Genomic DNA, 17,164 nt, shown 5'->3' on the forward strand with positions numbered 1-17,164 from the left:
CCCCGCGCTCGCGGGGGTTGCTCCGCCCGCCTGCTGCTGCACCAGTCCCGGCACCACTCGGCCCCGCGCTCGCGGGGGTTGCTTCCTGACGGTGCTGTCCGACACCCTCCTCAAGGTCTCGGCCCCGCGCTCGCGGGGGTTGCTCCTCGGTCTGCAGCGGCCCCTGGTGACGATGTGGCTCGGCCCCGCGCTCGCGGGGGTTGCTCCTCGGGGTCTCGTCGGGGTCGCCTTCCGGGTCGCTCGGCCCCGCGCTCGCGGGGGTTGCTCCGGCACTCGTCTTTCTACCCAGCAGCAGAAGCTCTCGGCCCCGCGCTCGCGGGGGTTGCTCCTCCAAGGGGGCCCTGAGTATCTACAATGCGGCCTCGGCCCCGCGCTCGCGGGGGTTGCTCCCACACCGAGGAGGTGTGGATGGTCTGCGGGGCCTCGGCCCCGCGCTCGCGGGGGTTGCTCCCCGCGATTCGATATCTGGGCGGACAGCGGGAACTCGGCCCCGCGCTCGCGGGGGTTGCTCCTACGGCGGGAGGACCCGGAGTTGCGTGTCTGTCTCGGCCCCGCGCTCGCGGGGGTTGCTCCGCGTTCCGGGACGCGGTCGACATGGGCACCACCTCGGCCCCGCGCTCGCGGGGGTTGCTCCATCACGTGTGCGGCGATTCTTAACGGGATCCGCTCGGCCCCGCGCTCGCGGGGGTTGCTCCGGCGCGAGCAACGTCATCAACGTCTCCGGCGCCTCGGCCCCGCGCTCGCGGGGGTTGCTCCTTCGCGTCCAGGTCGAACGGGGCGGCGGTCGGCTCGGCCCCGCGCTCGCGGGGGTTGCTCCCACCAGGACGACCCGCCCTTGCGCCCCTTCGGCTCGGCCCCGCGCTCGCGGGGGTTGCTCTCGCGGGTTGGAGCCAATCTCCGTGGAAAGGGACTCGGCCCCGCGCTCGCGGGGGTTGCTCCGCCTCGGCGCGGAAGGCGCGGCCGCGGGCCTGCTCGGCCCCGCGCTCGCGGGGGTTGCTCCGCCGCCACCGGGCCGAGCGCCGCGCATCGATGCTCGGCCCCGCGCTCGCGGGGGTTGCTCCAGAAGGTAGTCCTCTGGCCGGAGTTCCGGAAGCTCGGCCCCGCGCTCGCGGGGGTTGCTCCTCCCAGGCCACTGGCCCGGACGTCGCTCCCGCCTCGGCCCCGCGCTCGCGGGGGTTGCTCCCCGTGCCGGGTGCCGCCCTTGTCCTGGCGGTCCTCGGCCCCGCGCTCGCGGGGGTTGCTCCCGCCCCAGGAGCACCCGATGACCGTCGCCCCGCTCGGCCCCGCGCTCGCGGGGGTTGCTCCCGGATGACCGCGGCCGCCAGGATGTCCGACTTCTCGGCCCCGCGCTCGCGGGGGTTGCTCCCCACTGTGCGATCTGCTCGCCGGTCGGTTCCCCTCGGCCCCGCGCTCGCGGGGGTTGCTCCCCACTGTGCGATCTGCTCGCCGGTCGGTTCCCCTCGGCCCCGCGCTCGCGGGGGTTGCTCCTCCCCGCTGCCGCGTAGCCGGTCACGATCCCGCTCGGCCCCGCGCTCGCGGGGATTGCTCCCCGCGGTTCGGCGAAGCTGCCGCCCACCGAGGCTCGGCCCCGCGCTCGCGGGGGTTGCTCCGCGGAGCTGGCTGACGCGATCGAGGTGTCCGACTCGGCCCCGCGCTCGCGGGGGTTGCTCCTGGGCGGCGGGCAGCGGCTGACCGTCCTCCCACTCGGCCCCGCGCTCGCGGGGGTTGCTCCCCGTCGGGCGGGATGATGAACGGGGACGACGTCTCGGCCCCGCGCTCGCGGGGGTTGCTCCGGGGGTACGGCCAGGGCGGCGGCCTCGACCAGCTCGGCCCCGCGCTCGCGGGGGTTGCTCGTGGCCGGCGCCTGGCCGGGCTTGGAGAGGGTCCTCGGCCCCGCGCTCGCGGGGGTTGCTCGGCGGGAGCTGCTGTCCGGCGGCGGGGCCGGCCCTCGGCCCCGCGCTCGCGGGGGTTGCTCTCCCGCCTCAGCCCCTGTGCCCTCTCTGGGAAACTCGGCCCCGCGCTCGCGGGGGTTGCTCCCAGCAGTCCCAGCTCCTGCCCACCCCGGCCCCCTCGGCCCCGCGCTCGCGGGGGTTGCTCCGCGGTGTACAGCGGGTCGCGCCGGGCACCCTCCTCGGCCCCGCGCTCGCGGGGGTTGCTCCCCCGACGCCCCGTTGACGGGCCGCCAGCGCCCCTCGGCCCCGCGCTCGCGGGGGTTGCTCCTGGTAGTTCCTCAGCTCGGTGCCGGACAGGCCCTCGGCCCCGCGCTCGCGGGGGTTGCTCCGGCGTACTCGACGCCCGGATCAAGGCGGCCGTCTCGGCCCCGCGCTCGCGGGGGTTGCTCTCCGCGGCTGGCCGCGCGCTGCTTGGCGCGTTCCTCGGCCCCGCGCTCGCGGGGGTTGATCCCCTGACGCCCCGTTGACGGGCCGCCAGCGCCCCTCGGCCCCGCGCTCGCGGGGGTTGCTCCCCGCGACGTGCTCGAAGGAGAGGTAGAGGCCGCTCGGCCCCGCGCTCGCGGGGGTTGCTCGCCGAAGACCTCGCCGACTTCGACGTCGCCGTCCTCGGCCCCGCGCTCGCGGGGGTTGCTCCCCAGGCCCGCTCGTGCATCGACCGCTGGTACTCTCGGTCCCGCGCTCGCGGGGGTTGCTCCGGGTTCCCGGCCTTCTCCTCGGCGTAGATCCGCTCGGCCCCGCGCTCGCGGGGGTTGCTCCACCCCCACCAAGGGGGCCGCCGTGGCCGGCCACTCGGTCCCGCGCTCGCGGGGGTTGCTCCACGGCGGCGATGACGGCGGACGGTATCGCGGGAGCGACCGCACTCGACGGGGTGGAGTCGGTGATCCACGCTGCGTTGGCCCACAGGCCGGTCGCCTGGGCGAGGGCGCGGATAGCTTGCTGGAGCAGGCGCCTGGCGGCGCGCAAATGTTTGTTGTAGGCCGGGAGTTCGGGCAGGTGTAGGAACATACCGCGCAGGTGGGTGCGGACGAAGTGGCTCCAGCGGGCCTTGGAGCGGGAGACCAGCAGGACCTAGGCGACGGCCAGGCAGACCAGCTCCGGAGCCCGTCAGCCGCAGCGGACGCCCTAAGCATGGCGTTCGGATTAGATAATCATCAATCCGCACCCAGAGTGCCGTCGGGAGGGTGTCCAGCTCTTCGGTTGTCACAACCCGAACGCTGGACACCCTCCCTGTGCGTTCGAAGCAGAACCGGCAGACCCAGCCGACTTCGGAGCCACTTGTCTTGCGCCGTCTACACCTCATGGACGACGACTGCCTGGTCAGAGCCGGGCCACTCCGCGCCTCACCATAACCACCAGTATCGCGAGTTCAAACTGGGCGGGCACATAGATTGCGCCCCAGCTGGATCGGCGGTTTGTCTGGCGTTGCGGGCCCTCGCGTTCGAAACTTGCTGGGAGGTGACAACCGCTTCACCTGCTACGCATTGAGCGAACCCCGGTCAGATTCGGGCGGGGCCGGCCACCAGGCGTACAGGCGGCAGCACTTGCGGCGATCAAGATGATGATCACGATCACCAATCCCGCAATCTGCTCCGGGGAGATGCTTGTCGGCTGTCCCTTGAGCGCACAGGTGGCAGCAGTCGTGGCCAATGCAACCAGGTCCTTGTTCTGGCGCAGCTGACGTGCGACGATGATCGGGATGCTGCCGTGCATGCGGGCATCGCGGATCGGGAGACGCATATGTCCTCCAGGTCATAGTTGGGCGCCCCAATCAATGCTTCGCAGGCATGGGGCGCCCTTCTCTGTTTTCTGAGGGTGACAGTAGCGCACTGTCGCGGCCTCGATCCACCTGATGGACCATCAAGAACATTGGTAGGCACTTCATTTGAAGCAGCCGAGGCCTGAGCCACTTTGTTCTGTGCTTAAGGCGTCGCCTTGGCTCGTGACTGGTGGAGCTACCCCGCGAGCGCGGGGCCGATGCAGAGTCCTGAGCAGAGCCCTGAGCTACTTTGGAGCCATTCCCGCAGGCGCGGGACCGAGGTCTGCCGTAGCAGTATCCCCTGGATGCGCGCTGCAAGCATCCATGGGATGGCTCTCATGGTCAACTTCCCGTTGGTCAGCGCGATCCAAAGGCATCCTCGCCCCGTACGCGTTGTTGTAGCGCAATGTCGGGACCCGGCTGATGCGGCCTCGGTCCTGGGCGGGCGTCAGGTGTTCCGGGTTCAGTTTGGTTGCTGCGTACACGTTGCGCGGGTCGGGCGGGGTACCCTCCGCCAGTCGGTGCTGTTGACCGGGCCGCCCGGAGTCGGCACCCGGATGGTGGCATCACCGACCGGTAAAGAGCTGGCGGCCAGTTGCCGTTGCCGGGCTGGCGACTGGCATGCTGCCCGGAGTCCCGGCCGGTAGCGGCGCTCGCGTTGGGGTGGGGCTGGCGAGGAAGGGGTGGGCTGTCGGCCTGTCGCTGGCTCCTGGGCGAGTCGAGCTGGCGTCCCGTCTCGTCAGGTCAGCGAAGTCAGCATGAGTCCGAGTACAGCCTGGTCCACGCACCCGTACCTGGGAACCGAAGCCTCCTGAGCCGTCCCGGCACCAGCCGCACGGCGAGGTCGACTACCTCGTGCAGGCAGTCGAACCGATCTTCCGGACAGCGCGGCTGTGGAGCCCGTTCCCGCAGGTCATGGTGGTGGTGGGTGGCTGTTGGTGTCGTGGCCGGAGGCGGTTGGGCGCGCGGCCCTCCGTCTTCAATTCCCTTCACTCGTCCCATGGTGCTCCGGTAGGTTCTCAACACCGGATGGGCGAACGTAGAACCTGTACGTCTCGGTGACCAACTCCACCGCCTTCACCCCCACCGACACCATGCCGCTGTCCACCCGGGCCAAGGCCCTGATGGCGATCGAGAGCATCGCCGCGCTCATCACCTCCCTGCTCGTCATCGCCCACGCCGCGGGCGTCCTCGACAAGTAGCGGCCCGGTCCGCGGACGGAACCGGTGGCACCCGAGCGGCCGTCCTTCCCGGGCATGAACGACAACGAGAAGACTTTAGGACGACGCGGACTGCTCCGGACGGCGGTCGCGGGGGCCGCCCTCCTCCCGGTGGCCGCCGCCGTCCCCACGGCCGCCGCCGAGGAGCCGGCGCAGCGTGGCACCGGCAGCGGCACCGAGACGGCGTTCACCTGGCTCGGCAACAGCGGCTGGCGGATCGAGGGCAACGGGCACACCGTCCTGTTCGACCCGTACCTCACCCGCTTCCCCACCCACGGCTTCGACCCCGCGACCCCGCTCACCGTGGCCACCGACGTGGTCGACCGGCACATCGGGGAACCCGAGCTGGTCCTGGTCAGCCACAGCCACTGGGACCACGTCAACGACGTCCCGTACATCTCGAGGAGCCGCGGGGTGCGGGTGGTCGGCACCGCCACCACCTGCCACCTGCTGCAGGCGATGGGCGTGGCCCCGGCGCAGCTGGTCGTGGTGAAGGGCGGCGAGGTCCTCGACTTCGGCGGGTACACCGTGCGGGTGGTGGCCAGCCTGCACAGCCGCAACGCCAAGCACCGGTACTGGGCGCCCGGCACCCTCACCGCGCCGCCCGCGGCGCCGCCCGGGACGATCGGCGAACTCGTCGAGGGCGACACCCTGGCCTTCCAGGTGCAGTTCGGCGACGGCCCCGCGACCCTGCTCACCGGCGCCAGCGACTTCGTCGAGCACACCTACGCCGGGCTGCGGCCCGACGTCGCGATGATCGCCGTCGAGAGCACCGCCCGCACCACCCACCGGTACGTGCCGCGGCTGCTCCAGGCGCTCGACCACCCGCGCACCGTCGTCCCCGTGCACTGGGACGACTTCGAGACGCCGCTGACCGGGCCCGCCGTCCAGGACCCGGGGATGGACCTCGACGGCCTGCTCGACCAGGTCCGCCGACTCTCCCCGCGCACCCGGCTGATCCGCCCCGAGCACCTCGCCACCCTGCGCCTGCGGGCCTGACGGAGGGTCGGGAATGCCCGGCGGCCCGCCGGAGGTTGGGCAGGCGTCAGCCCCACCCCCTCCGGCGGGCCGCCGCCCGACCGGAAGCACCCGCACCGGAGCCCCGATGACCGCGCCCCGCTCGTTCCTGTTCCTGCTCGGCAGCGCCCGCACCGGCGGCAACACCGAGGCGCTCGCCCGGGCCGCCGCCGAGCAGCTCCCGCCCGGCACCGAGCAGCGCTGGCTGCACCTGGCCTCCCTCGACCTGCCCGAGTTCGTCGACGCGCGGCACGCCCCGGGCGGCCCGGAGTCGGTGCCCACCACCGGGGACGAGGCGCTGCTGCTGGAGGCCACCCTCGGCGCGAGCGACCTGGTGATCGCCTCGCCGCTGTACTGGTACTCGCTCTCCTCCGCCACCAAGCGCTACCTCGACCACTGGTCGAAGTGGCTGCGCACCCCCGACCCGGAGTTCCGGGCCAAGATGGCCGGGCGCACCCTGTGGGGCGTCACCGCGATGGCGCACGCCGAGCAGGAGGTGGCCCGCCCGCTGGAACTGACGCTCCAGCACACCGCCGCGTACATGGGCATGCGCTTCGGCGGCGTCCTGCTGGGCAGCGCCAGCCGCCCGGGCCAGGTGCGGGACGACGAGCGGGCGGCGGCCCGGGCCAAGACCTTCTTCGCCCGGCGGCCCGGCCTCGCCCGCTTCCCCTACGAGCAGTAGTCCCGGCCTCAGCCCGAGGAGGCGTGGCGGGCGAGGTTGCCCAGCAGGCGGCGGTTGCGCAGGTGCAGGAGCAGCTCGGTCAGCGGGTTCTCCAGCCGGGCCCCGAGGCCGCGCAGCGGGTGCTCGTCGAGCAGCAGCAGGGTGTCCTCGCCCCAGGGGACGAGCGAGAAGGCGATCCGGGCGGTGCCCAGCGGGTCCGCCGCGGCCTCCAGCTCGAGACGGCGGCCGGGCTCGCAGATCCGCACCACGCAGGTGTCCTCCAGCGTGGCGGGCCCGAGGCCGACCCGGAACCTGAGCCGGGCCCCGACCTCGGGCCAGTGCTCGTCCGCGGCCAGGACGTCCTGCGTCCCGACCACCCACTGCGCGTAGCTCCGGGCGGTCGCCAGGACGTCCCAGACCTGCTCGGGCGGACAGTCGATCAGGCGTTGGCGCTGTGCCATGGGGTCCGTTCCCTTCGGACGGGGCGGGTCAGCGGTGCGGCCCGCGCCGGGTGGAGGAGCCGCCCACCGGCAGGAAGCGGGCCGGGGAGCGACGGTGGGCGTTCAGCGCGGCGCGCGCGGCGTTGGCGCCGCACGCCCCGTGCACGCCGCCGCCGGGATGGGCGGAGGCGGAGGCCAGGTAGAGCCGGGCCACCGGGGTGCGGGGCCCGGCGGTGCCCGGGGTGGGACGCAGGAACAGCTGCTGGTGCGGGGCCGCGGTGCCGCCGTTGAGGGCGCCGCCGACCAGGTTGTCGTCCAGCGCGCGCAGCACCGGCGGGGTGAGCACCCGGCGGGCGGCCACCAGCTCGCGGAAGCCGGGCGCGAACCGCTCCACCTGCCGCTCGATCCGGTCGGCCATCGCCTCCCCCTCGCGCTCGTCCCACCGCCCGGTGATGCCGTCCGGGCCGAGGTCCGCGGCGATCCGCTGCGGGACGTGCGTGTAGGCCCAGGCCGACTCGGTGCCGCGGGGCGAACGGGACGGGTCGGCCACCGTCATCTGCCCGAACAGCGCGAACGGACGGGCGGGCAGCCGCCCGGTGAGCACCTGGTGGGCGTAGTCGCCGAGCTCGTCCAGGTCGGCGCCCAGGTGCACCGTCCCGGCCCGGCCCGCCAGGGGCGCGCTCCAGGGCACCGGCCCGCGCAGCGCCCAGTCCACCTTGACGGTGCCGAAGTCCCACTGGAAGCGGCCCATGTCCCGGCGCAGCGACCCCGGCAGGTGCTCCCAGCCGACCAGACCGCCGTACAGGGCGGTCGCCGCGGTGTCCGCCAGGACGGCCCGCCGGGCGCGGTGGCGGCAGCCGTCCGCGGTGCGCACGCCCAGCGCCGTCCCGTCGCGGACCAGCACCTCCCGCACCGGCTGCCCGCAGCGCAGCTCCCCGCCCCGCGCCTCCAGCCGGCGCACCAGCGCCTCCGTCAGCGCGGACGCCCCGCCCACCGGCACCGGCCAGCCGTGCCGCCGCCCCAGCATCGCCATCAGCCAGCCGAACGCGGCGCTGCCCGCCGCCTCCGGCAGCAGGTCGGCGTGCAGGGCGCAACCGGCCAGCAGCAGCCCCGGCCCGTCGCCCGCGAACTCCTCCTCCGCCAGGCGCCGCACCGGCAGCGCCAGGAAGCGCGCCAGGTCCAGCAGCCCGGCGGTGCGCAACCGGGCCGCGATCGCCGCCCCCGCCCGCACCGGCGGGAACGGCTTCAGCAGCGCGTCCACCAGGTGCGGCTCCAGCTCGTCCCAGCGCTCCGCCAGCCGCTGCCAGGCCCGGGCGTCCGGCCCGCCGAACATCCGCTCCAGCCGCTCCCCGTCCGGCCCGTCGATGCCGTCGCCGTCGCGGTACAGGCCGGCGCAGCGGCCGTCCGGCAGCGGGTGCGCCAGCACCAGCGGGGCGCGGCTCCAGCGCAGCCCGAACTCGCCCAGCCCCAGCCCCCGGATCGCCGGGGAGGTGACCGCCAGCGGGTGGAAGGAGCTGAACAGGTCGGAGACGAACTCCGGGTCCACGCCCCGGTCGCTGCGCACCGCCCCGCCCGGGTCGGGCTGCGCCTCCAGCACCAGGACCTGCCAGCCCGCGTCCGCGAGCAGGTTGGCCGCCACCAGCCCGTTCGGGCCGGAGCCGATCACGATCGCGTCAGCCATGCCGCCTCCTCGGAGCCTCGACGGCCCCGCGCCTGCCCCGGCCGGCCGGAACGCACACCTCCGGCCGGGGCCCGCGTCGCGCGGCCGGGCGGGGAGGGCCTACCGCACCTCGATGCCGACCAGGCAGGTGTCGTCGTCGGTGTCGGCGCCGCTGAAGCGCAGCAGGTGGTCCAGGTGCGCCTCCAGCGCGGTGGCGCCCGCCTGGGGAGCGGTCTCGGAGAGGGCCACCAGGTTGGCCAGCGAGGCCTGCAGGCCCTGGTCGCGGCGCTCGATCAGACCGTCGGTGTACATCACGATCCGGTCGCCCGTCCGCAGCTCGATCTCGCTCTCCTGGTAGTCGGCCTGGCCGATCACGCCCAGCAGGATGCCGTCCACCTGCGGCAGGCACCGCGCCGTCCCGCCGCGCAGCAGCACCGGCGGCAGGTGCCCGGCCCGGGCCCAGCGCAGGCGGCGCCGCTGCGGGTCGTACAGGCCGCAGATCGCGGTCGCGGTGACGTTGTCGGTCAGGTGGTGCGTCACGCTGTTCAGCCAGGCCAGCAACTGGGCCGGACCGGCGCCGGTGGCGGCCAGGCCGCGCAGCGCGTTGCGCAGCGCGACCATCCCGGTGGCGGCCTCGATGCCGTGCCCGGCGACGTCGCCGACGCACACCAGCACCTGCCCGGACGGCAGCGGCAGCGCGTCGTACCAGTCGCCGCCGACCAGGTGGTCCTTCTCCGCGGGGCGGTAGCGCACCGCGACCTCCAGGTCGCCCAGCGACAGCGGACCGGCGCTCGGCGGCATGATGGCGTGCTGCAACTGCCGCACCAGCCGGTGCCGTTCGGCCACCTGCTGCTCGGTCTGCGCCAACTGGTCGCGGGTCGCGGCGAGCGCGACCTCCGTCCAGTGCTGCGCCGAGATGTCCTGGTAGGCGCCGCGGACCGCGCTGAGCCGCTCCCCGTGGTCGTGGACCGGCTCGGCCACCACCCGGATGTGCCGGGTCACGCCGTCCGCGCGCTGCAGCCGGAAGGCGGTGGACGCCGGACGCCGGTGGTGCAGCAGGGTCCGCAGGAAGCGGTCGACGGCGTCGCGGTCGTCCGGGTGGGCGTGCTCGGCCAGCTCCTCCAGGGCGATCGGCCGCGCGGTGGGGGGCATCCCGTACAGCTCGAACAGGGTGTCGTTCCACACCACCTGGCGGGAGTCCAGGTCCTCCTCGAAGCCGCCGATCCGGCCCAGCCGCTGCGCGTGGTGCAGCAGGCGGGCGATCTTCGGGGTGTGGTCGGCCAGCCGCCACAGCACGGTCACGTGGTCGCCGTGCCGGCTGACCGACACGTACGCGTCCGCGGTCAGCAGCACCCCGTCGACCAGGGCGGCCAGCCGCATCCCCGGGTCCCGGAACGGCGCCCCGGTGGCGTGGACGTCCTCCACCGCCCCCAGCAGGCCGCCCTCCCGCGCGACCAGCGGGTACGCCTCCAGCAGCGGCGAGCCGACCAGGGAGGCGGTCGGGCGGCCCGCGAAGTCCACGAACGCCGGATTGGCGTGCCGGATCACGAACTGCGGCGGGAAGGCGTCGTCGACGGGCTCCAGGACCATGCACGGATCGAGCAGCCCGTCGACCAACCGGGTCAGCTCGTCCAGCCGCCCGGACGCCGGGGTGTCGTCCGGGGCGTCCTCGGCCCAGGTCTCCAGAGTGGCGGCGCACAGCTCGGCCAGCGCCTCGAACTGCCGCTGCAGCGACTGCGATCGCTCCGGCGGCTCCCCGCGCCAGCACACCTCCAGGACGCCGGTCAGCCGACCGCCGACCCCGGCCGGGACGGCGGTCCGCCCGCCGCCCGTCTCGTGCTGCCCGATCGACGGGACGCCCGCGTCGGCCAGGGTGCGGTACTCCACCGTCGTCCGCCCGTCCAGGGCCCGGCGGGCCGCGGTGAGCACCCCCGGCGGCACGTGGTGCCAGCGGCGCGCCTCCGCCTCGGTGAAGCCCGCGCTGCCCGCCAGCGCCAGCGAGAGGTCCGGCCGGGCCGCCCAGATCGCCACCGCGACCGCGCCGAGCGGCCGCAGCGCGTGCTCCAGCATCGCCCGGGCGGCCGACGCCGCGTCGCTGCCGCTCAGCGCGTCCGCCTCGGTGTTGCGCAGCCGCACGCCCACGTCCGGGTCCGCCGGTTCCGTGGTGCGCGCCACGAACTCCTGGGCCGCCTCGGAGATCTTGTCCGCGGCGGCCTGGTTGACCAGCCCGGCGGCCAGCGCCAGCGGAGTGGTGCCGGCCTGCTCCGCCAGCAGGTGCAGCTGCTTGGCGGCCTCGGTCGGCCCGCAGCGCAGCCGCTCCACCAGGATGCCCACCGCCATCTCCACCACCGAGCGGCCCGCGGCGTGCGCCTGCGCCTCGTCGAGCTGGCGGCGCAGCCGGTCCACCGTCCCGGCCAGCCGCCCCAGGGCGCCGCTGACCGCCGCGCCGTCCGGCCCGGCGTGCGCTTCGAGCACGGCGGGCCGTGGCACGCCGATCAGTTCGGCCCGGCTCGTCGGGATCGACAGCTCCTGGCCGGGGTGCGGCTCCCGGGACTGGTGCACGGCGTGGACTCCTGCGGTGGTGCGGGCGGGCGGACGGGGGCGGAGGGGCGCTACCGGGTCAGCTGGGCCTCGATCCGGCTGATCAGCTCGCCCGCGTCGACCGGCTTGGTGACGTAGTCGCTGGCCCCGGAGGCGAGGCTCTTCTCGCGGTCGCCGACCATCGCCTTGGCGGTCACCGCGATGATCGGCAGCGTCGCGTGCTCCGGCATCGCGCGGATCGCCGCGGTGGCGGTGTAGCCGTCCATCTCGGGCATCATCACGTCCATCAGGATCACGTCGACGTCCGGGTTGGCGGCCAGCGTCTCCAGCGCCGCCCGGCCGTTCTCGGCCTGCAGCACCCGCATGCCGTGCAGCTCCAGGATGCCGGTGATGGCGTACAGGTTCCGGTCGTCGTCGTCGACCACCAGCACCAGGCGGCCGTTCAGGGCGGAGCTCCCGGCCTCCCACGGGTCGTCCTGCGGGAGCCCGCGCACCAGCGGGACGTCCTGGGGGTGGTCGGCGCTCATGTGCAGGGCGATCCGCTCGCGCAGCTCGTCCAGGCTGGAGATGACCTCCAAGGGGCGGGACCCGGAGCGGGAGAGCGCGTCGGCGTCGCCGGGCGTCCCGCGGTTGCTGTGGACCAGCACCGGCACGCCCTGCAGCGCGGGGTCGCGGTCCATCTCGCGCAGCAGCGCGGGGGCCGCGCCCTCGGGCAGGTCGAGGTCCAGCACGACGCAGTGCGGGGCCGCCGCCGCCAGGACGGCCGCGGCCTCCGCCGCGCCGACCGCGGTGACCACCTCGGTGCGGCGCCGGGCCTCCCCGGGGCCGACCGGCTCGGTGGTGGCGTTCTCGGCGACCAGGGACAGCAGGCCGCCCTGGCGCTCCTCGACGACCAGCAGGCGGCGCGGCCGCAGCGCGGCCGGGCCCTCCTCGACGAGCTGGCGCGGGCCCTCGGCGGGCGCCTCCTGCTCCTCGTCCGACCCGGCCCGCTGCTCGGCCTCCAGCACCAGGAACTCCGGGCGGGTGACCGGCAGGAACAGGGTGAAGGTGCTGCCGCTGCCCAGCACGCTCTCGGCGGTGATCGCGCCGCCCAGCAGGTAGGCGATCTCCCGGCTGATCGACAGGCCCAGGCCGGTGCCGCCGTACTTGCGGCTGGTGGTGCCGTCCGCCTGCTGGAAGGCGCCGAAGACGCTCTCCAGGTGCTCCGGCGCGATGCCGATGCCGCTGTCGGAGACCTGGAAGGCCAGCACCGGACCGCCGCGGCGCACCCCCTCGGGGACCTGCTCCTCCGCGGCCAGCCCGATCTGCAGCTCGACCCGGCCCCGCTCGGTGAACTTCACCGCGTTGGACAGCAGGTTCCGCAGCACCTGGCGCAGCCGGTAGTCGTCGGTGACGAGCTGCTCGGGCACGTCCGCGGCGGTGCGGACGGTGAAGGTCAGGCCCTTCTGCCCGGTCAGCGGCTTGAAGGTGGCCTCGGCGTACTCCAGCAGGCTGCGCAGCGACACCGGCTCCGGGTTGAGGTCCATCTTGCCCGCCTCGACCTTGGACAGGTCGAGGATGTCGTTGATCAGCTGCAGCAGGTCGGAGCCGGCCGAGTGGATGATGCCCGCGTACTCGACCTGCTTGGCCGTCAGGTTCCGGGTCGGGTTCTGGGCCAGCAGCTGGGCCAGGATCAGCAGGCTGTTCAGCGGGGTGCGCAGCTCGTGGCTCATGTTGGCCAGGAACTCCGACTTGTACGTGGAGGCCAGCGAGAGCTGGTGCGCGCGCTCCTCCAGCTCCTGCCGGGCCTGCTCGATCTCCAGGTTCTTGGTCTCGATGTCCCGGTTCTGGGCGGCCAGCAGGGCGGCCTTGTCCTCCAACTCCGCGTTGGACGCCTGCAGTTCCTCCTGCCGGGCCTGCAGCTCCTGCGAGCGGGCCTGCAGTTCGGCGGTCAGCCGCTGCGACTCGTCCAGCAGCTCGTCGGTGCGGACGTTGGCGACGATGGTGTTCAGGTTGACGCCGACGGTCTCCATCAGCTGGTCCAGGAAGGCCCGGTGGACGGGGGCGTACGGCTGGACCGCGGCCAGCTCGATCACGCCGAGCACCTGCTCCTCGACCACGATCGGGACGACCAGCAGCGTCAGCTCCTCGGTGCGGCCGAGCCCGGAGGAGGCCGCCAGGTAGCCGGCCGGGAGCGCCTCGACGGCGATGGTGCGCTTGCTGCGGGCGGCCTGCCCGACGAACGACTCGCCCAGCCGGAAGCTGGTCGGCCGCTCGCCGTCCGGGTAGGCGTACGAGCCGATCAGCCGCAGCACCGTGCCGCCGTCGGCCTCCTCGGCGAGGTAGAACGCGCCGACCTGGGCGCCCACCAGCGGGGTGAGCTCGTCCATCACCGCCTCGGCGACCACGGCCAGGTCGCGCTGGCCCTGCAGCAGGCCGGAGAAGCGGGCCAGGTTGGTCTTCAGCCAGTCCTGCTCCTCGTTGGCGCGGGTGGTCTCGCGCAGCGAGCCGACCATCGCGTTGATGTTGTCCTTGAGGTCGGCGACCTCGCCGGAGGCGTCCACCGTGATCGAGCGGGTCAGGTCGCCCGCCGCGACGGCGCTGGTCACCTCGGCGATCGCCCGGACCTGCCGGGTCAGGTTCCCGGCCAGCTCGTTGACGTTCTCGGTCAGCCGCTTCCAGGTGCCCGAGACGCCCTCCACCTCGGCCTGGCCGCCCAGGCGGCCCTCGCTGCCGACCTCGCGGGCGACGCGGGTGACCTCGGCGGCGAACGAGCCGAGCTGGTCGACCATGGTGTTGATGGTGGTCTTGAGCTCCAGGATCTCGCCGCGCGCGTCGACGTCGATCTTGCGGGTCAGGTCGCCGTTGGCGACCGCGGTGGTGACCTGCGCGATGTTGCGGACCTGCGAGGTCAGGTTGTGCGCCATGAAGTTGACGTTGTCGGTGAGGTCCTTCCAGGTGCCCGCGACGTTCGGCACCCGGGCCTGGCCGCCGAGGATGCCCTCGGTGCCGACCTCGCGGGCCACGCGCGTCACCTCGTCCGCGAACGCCGAGAGGGTGTCCACCATGGTGTTGATCACCCCGGCCAGCGCGGCGACCTCGCCCTCCGCCTCGACGGTGATCTTCTGGCTGAGGTCGCCGCGGGCCACCGCGGTGGCGACCTGCGCGATCGAGCGGACCTGGCCGGTCAGGTTGGACGCCATCACGTTGACGTTGTCGGTCAGGTCCTTCCAGGTGCCGGAGACGCCCCGGACGGTGGCCTGGCCGCCCAGGTTGCCCGCCGTGCCGACCTCGCGGGCGACGCGGGTGACCTCGTCGGCGAACGCGGAGAGCTGGTCGACCATCGTGTTGATGGTCTCCTTCAGCTCCAGGATCTCGCCCCGGGCGTCCACCCGGATCTTCTGCGACAGGTCGCCCTTGGCGACGGCCGTGGTGACCTGCGCGATCGCCCGGACCTGCGCGGTCAGGTTGTCGGCCATCACGTTCACCGACTCGGTCAGGTCGCGCCAGGTGCCCGAGACGTCCCGGACGTCGGCCTGCCCGCCGAGCCGGCCCTCGGTGCCGACCTCGCGGGCGACGCGGGTGACCTCGCCCGCGAACGAGCTCAGCTGGTCGACCATCGTGTTGATGGTGTCCTTCAGCTCGAGGATCTCGCCGCGCGCGGCCACCGTGATCTTCTGCGACAGGTCGCCCTCGGCCACCGCGGTCGCCACCTGCGCGATCGCCCGGACCTGGCCGGTCAGGTTGCCCGCCATCGAGTTGACGCTGTCGGTCAGGTCGCGCCAGGTGCCCGAGACGCCCTTCACGTCGGCCTGGCCGCCGAGGATGCCCTCGGTGCCGACCTCGCGGGCGACGCGGGTGACCTCGCCCGCGAACGAGCTCAGCTGGTCGACCATCGTGTTGACGGTGTTCTTCAGCTCGAGGATCTCGCCCCGGGCGTCCACGGTGATCTTCTGCGACAGGTCGCCCTTGGCGACGGCGGTGGCCACCTGGGCGATGTCGCGCACCTGCGTGGTGAGGTTGCCCGCCATCGCGTTGACCGAGTCGGTCAGGTCCGCCCAGGTCCCGGACACCCCGGGGACGACCGCCTGGCCGCCCAGGCGCCCCTCGGTGCCGACCTCGCGGGCGACGCGGGTCACCTCGGAGGTGAACCGGGACAGCTGGTCCACCATGCCGTTGAACACGGTCGCGATCTCGCCCAGCAGCCCGTCCGCGTCCCCGGCCAGCTCGGTGCTGAAATCGCCGTCGCGCACCGCGGTCAGACCGGCCAGCAGCAGCCGCAGCTCGGCCTCGCCGATCTGGGAGCGGTCGGCCGCCGGCTCCGGTCGGGAGTCCTGCGACGTCGTCGAGCCAGCCATCGAAAGCTCAGCCTCCTAGCAGGCTCCGCCGTCCGGCGGAGCAACCGATCGTGCGCACAGGGCCCGGACGGTCCGAGTGCGGTCACCCCGGGGCCCCGGGCGAGGCTACCCCAGCCCCGTGAAGCGGGGGAAACGCCCGGTCGGGCCCGGGGCCCCTCAGGAGGGCGGCGCGCGGCCCCCGGAGGGCAGCACGGTGACGCGCAGGCGGCCGGCGCCCCGGTGAACGCCTCCCCGCCGACGGCGCCGGGGGCCGGCGGCAGGTCCACCGTGAACGCGGTGCCGCAGTCCGGGACGGACGTGGTGGTGACCGTCCCGCCGTGCAGCTCGACCGGCTCCGGGCCCCGGGCCGTCCACGTCGAGAAGCGCGAGGGGAGCACCGGGCCCACCGCCGAGCCCAGGCTCCGCGGCCAGTGCGCCGGGTCCCCGGCGGCGTGGCCGCCTGGTCGACCCGCGCCAGATCGGCCCCCACCACAGGATCGGCACCGAAGATCCCCGCGCCCGCTCCCGGACGCGGCAACCACCCGGCAACTCCCCGGCCCCGGGCCCCGCCCGGCTAGCATGACCGCCATGACCGACCACACCGCGGAGCCGCCCGAGGCGACGGTGCTGCAGCTGCGCGGCGACCTCGACCACGACAACGAGCGCGAACTCGCGGCCGCGGTCGACGGCGCCCTCGCCCGCAGCACGGGCGTCCTCGTCCTGGACGTCTCGGCGGTCACCTTCGCCGACTCCTCCACCCTGCGGACGCTGGTCCTGGCGCAGCAGCGCACCGAGGCGGCGGACGGCGCGCTGGTCCTGCTCGGACCGCTGGGGCCCGCGGTGCGGCGGCTGCTGGAGATCACCGCGACCGACGGCTACTTCACCGTCGCCGACAGCCTGCCGCAGGCCCTGGCGGCGGCCGCGGAACTCCTGCGCCGCGACCAGCACGGAGCGGGGGGCGGGTGACCCGCAGCCCGTCCGCGCCGCATCATCCGCCCTTCCCTGGGCACACGCTCCCCGACCCCTCAGCCCGGCCTCACCGGCCGGCACGAACGGTGCCGTAGACGATTCGAGGTCGTTCATGCCCCACGACGACGCCCTGCCGCTCACCCCGGAGGCCGCCGTCCCCGAAGGTCGGCCGCCCGAGCCCGCACGTCCGCCGGAGCTCGAGCCCGCGCCCGTGCGGACGGCCGGTCAGGCCCGCACCGCCCTCGCCCGGCTGCTGGACGCCGCCGGGCACCCCGGCGGCCAGGTGCTGGCCGACGCGCAGCTCGCGGTCACCGAGCTCGTCGCCAACGCCCTGCGCCACGGCGGCGGCCTGACCTGCTTCGAGGCCCGGCTCGGCCGGTGCGGCACCGAACTGGTCGTCGAGGTCGAGGACAAGGACGACCGCCACCCCGTCGTCCTGTCGCTGCACGACCGCGACCCCGCCACCGCCGGGGGCCGGGGCTGGGCCATCGTCCAGGCCCTCGCCGCGACCTGCCAGGTCGTGCCGCTGCCCGCGGGCGGCAAGCGCATCCGGGTCACCTTCGCACTCTGACGCCCGCCCGGACGGGCGAGGCACTAGCGTGGCGGTGGACCGACACCCGCCGCACGGAGGA

The 17,164-nt window shown here is 74.3% G+C and carries 10 protein-coding genes and 1 CRISPR repeat array (1 of these 11 running past the window's edge); of the genes, 5 read left to right on the forward strand and 5 right to left on the reverse strand.

What is annotated here, in order from left to right:
• Positions 1-2,769: a CRISPR direct-repeat array (repeat unit 29 nt; unit sequence CTCGGCCCCGCGCTCGCGGGGGTTGCTCC); it begins 737 nt to the left of the window's first position.
• Between the two features lie 650 nt (positions 2,770-3,419).
• A complete protein-coding gene (locus ACFY00_RS23870) occupies positions 3,420-3,689 on the reverse strand; it encodes a hypothetical protein (protein WP_388033557.1) in 270 nt (89 codons plus the stop codon).
• 1,077 nt (positions 3,690-4,766) lie between these two features.
• Between ACFY00_RS23870 and ACFY00_RS23875 the strand changes: the two genes are divergently transcribed.
• The 3 genes from ACFY00_RS23875 to ACFY00_RS23885 all read left to right on the forward strand — a co-directional run bounded on the left by ACFY00_RS23875 (position 4,767) and on the right by ACFY00_RS23885 (position 6,627).
• Positions 4,767-4,910, forward strand: coding sequence for a hypothetical protein (locus ACFY00_RS23875; RefSeq protein ID WP_388033558.1), 144 nt, complete (start codon positions 4,767-4,769; stop codon positions 4,908-4,910).
• Positions 4,911-4,964: 54 nt separating this feature from the next.
• Positions 4,965-5,927, forward strand: a complete 963-nt coding sequence (locus tag ACFY00_RS23880) for an MBL fold metallo-hydrolase (protein ID WP_388033559.1) — start codon at positions 4,965-4,967, stop codon at positions 5,925-5,927.
• A 106-nt stretch (positions 5,928-6,033) separates the two neighbouring features.
• On the forward strand, positions 6,034-6,627 hold the full coding sequence (locus tag ACFY00_RS23885) for a flavodoxin family protein (RefSeq protein WP_388033560.1): 594 nt from the start codon (positions 6,034-6,036) through the stop codon (positions 6,625-6,627).
• 8 nt (positions 6,628-6,635) lie between these two features.
• Here ACFY00_RS23885 and ACFY00_RS23890 read toward each other — a convergent pair whose 3' ends face one another.
• The 4 genes from ACFY00_RS23890 to ACFY00_RS23905 all read right to left on the reverse strand — a co-directional run bounded on the left by ACFY00_RS23890 (position 6,636) and on the right by ACFY00_RS23905 (position 15,584).
• Complete coding sequence (locus ACFY00_RS23890; protein WP_388033561.1) at positions 6,636-7,067, reverse strand: SRPBCC domain-containing protein; 432 nt, start codon at positions 7,065-7,067, stop codon at positions 6,636-6,638.
• Positions 7,068-7,095: 28 nt separating this feature from the next.
• Positions 7,096-8,727, reverse strand: a complete 1,632-nt coding sequence (locus ACFY00_RS23895; RefSeq protein ID WP_388033562.1) for a phytoene desaturase family protein — start codon at positions 8,725-8,727, stop codon at positions 7,096-7,098.
• Between the two features lie 99 nt (positions 8,728-8,826).
• Positions 8,827-11,268 carry a SpoIIE family protein phosphatase gene (locus ACFY00_RS23900; RefSeq protein ID WP_388033563.1) on the reverse strand — a complete coding sequence of 814 codons (2,442 nt, stop codon included), beginning with the start codon at positions 11,266-11,268 and terminating at the stop codon, positions 8,827-8,829.
• Positions 11,269-11,318: 50 nt separating this feature from the next.
• On the reverse strand, positions 11,319-15,584 hold the full coding sequence (locus ACFY00_RS23905) for a HAMP domain-containing protein (RefSeq protein ID WP_388033564.1): 4,266 nt from the start codon (positions 15,582-15,584) through the stop codon (positions 11,319-11,321).
• Between the two features lie 567 nt (positions 15,585-16,151).
• Between ACFY00_RS23905 and ACFY00_RS23910 the strand changes: the two genes are divergently transcribed.
• Positions 16,152-16,529, forward strand: coding sequence for an STAS domain-containing protein (locus ACFY00_RS23910; protein ID WP_388033565.1), 378 nt, complete (start codon positions 16,152-16,154; stop codon positions 16,527-16,529).
• A 115-nt stretch (positions 16,530-16,644) separates the two neighbouring features.
• Positions 16,645-17,103, forward strand: a complete 459-nt coding sequence (locus ACFY00_RS23915) for an ATP-binding protein (RefSeq protein WP_388033566.1) — start codon at positions 16,645-16,647, stop codon at positions 17,101-17,103.
• Positions 17,104-17,164: the final 61 nt, after the last annotated feature.

The organism is Kitasatospora sp. NPDC001540, from assembly GCF_042894345.1.
Lineage (GTDB): Bacteria > Actinomycetota > Actinomycetes > Streptomycetales > Streptomycetaceae > Kitasatospora > Kitasatospora phosalacinea_C.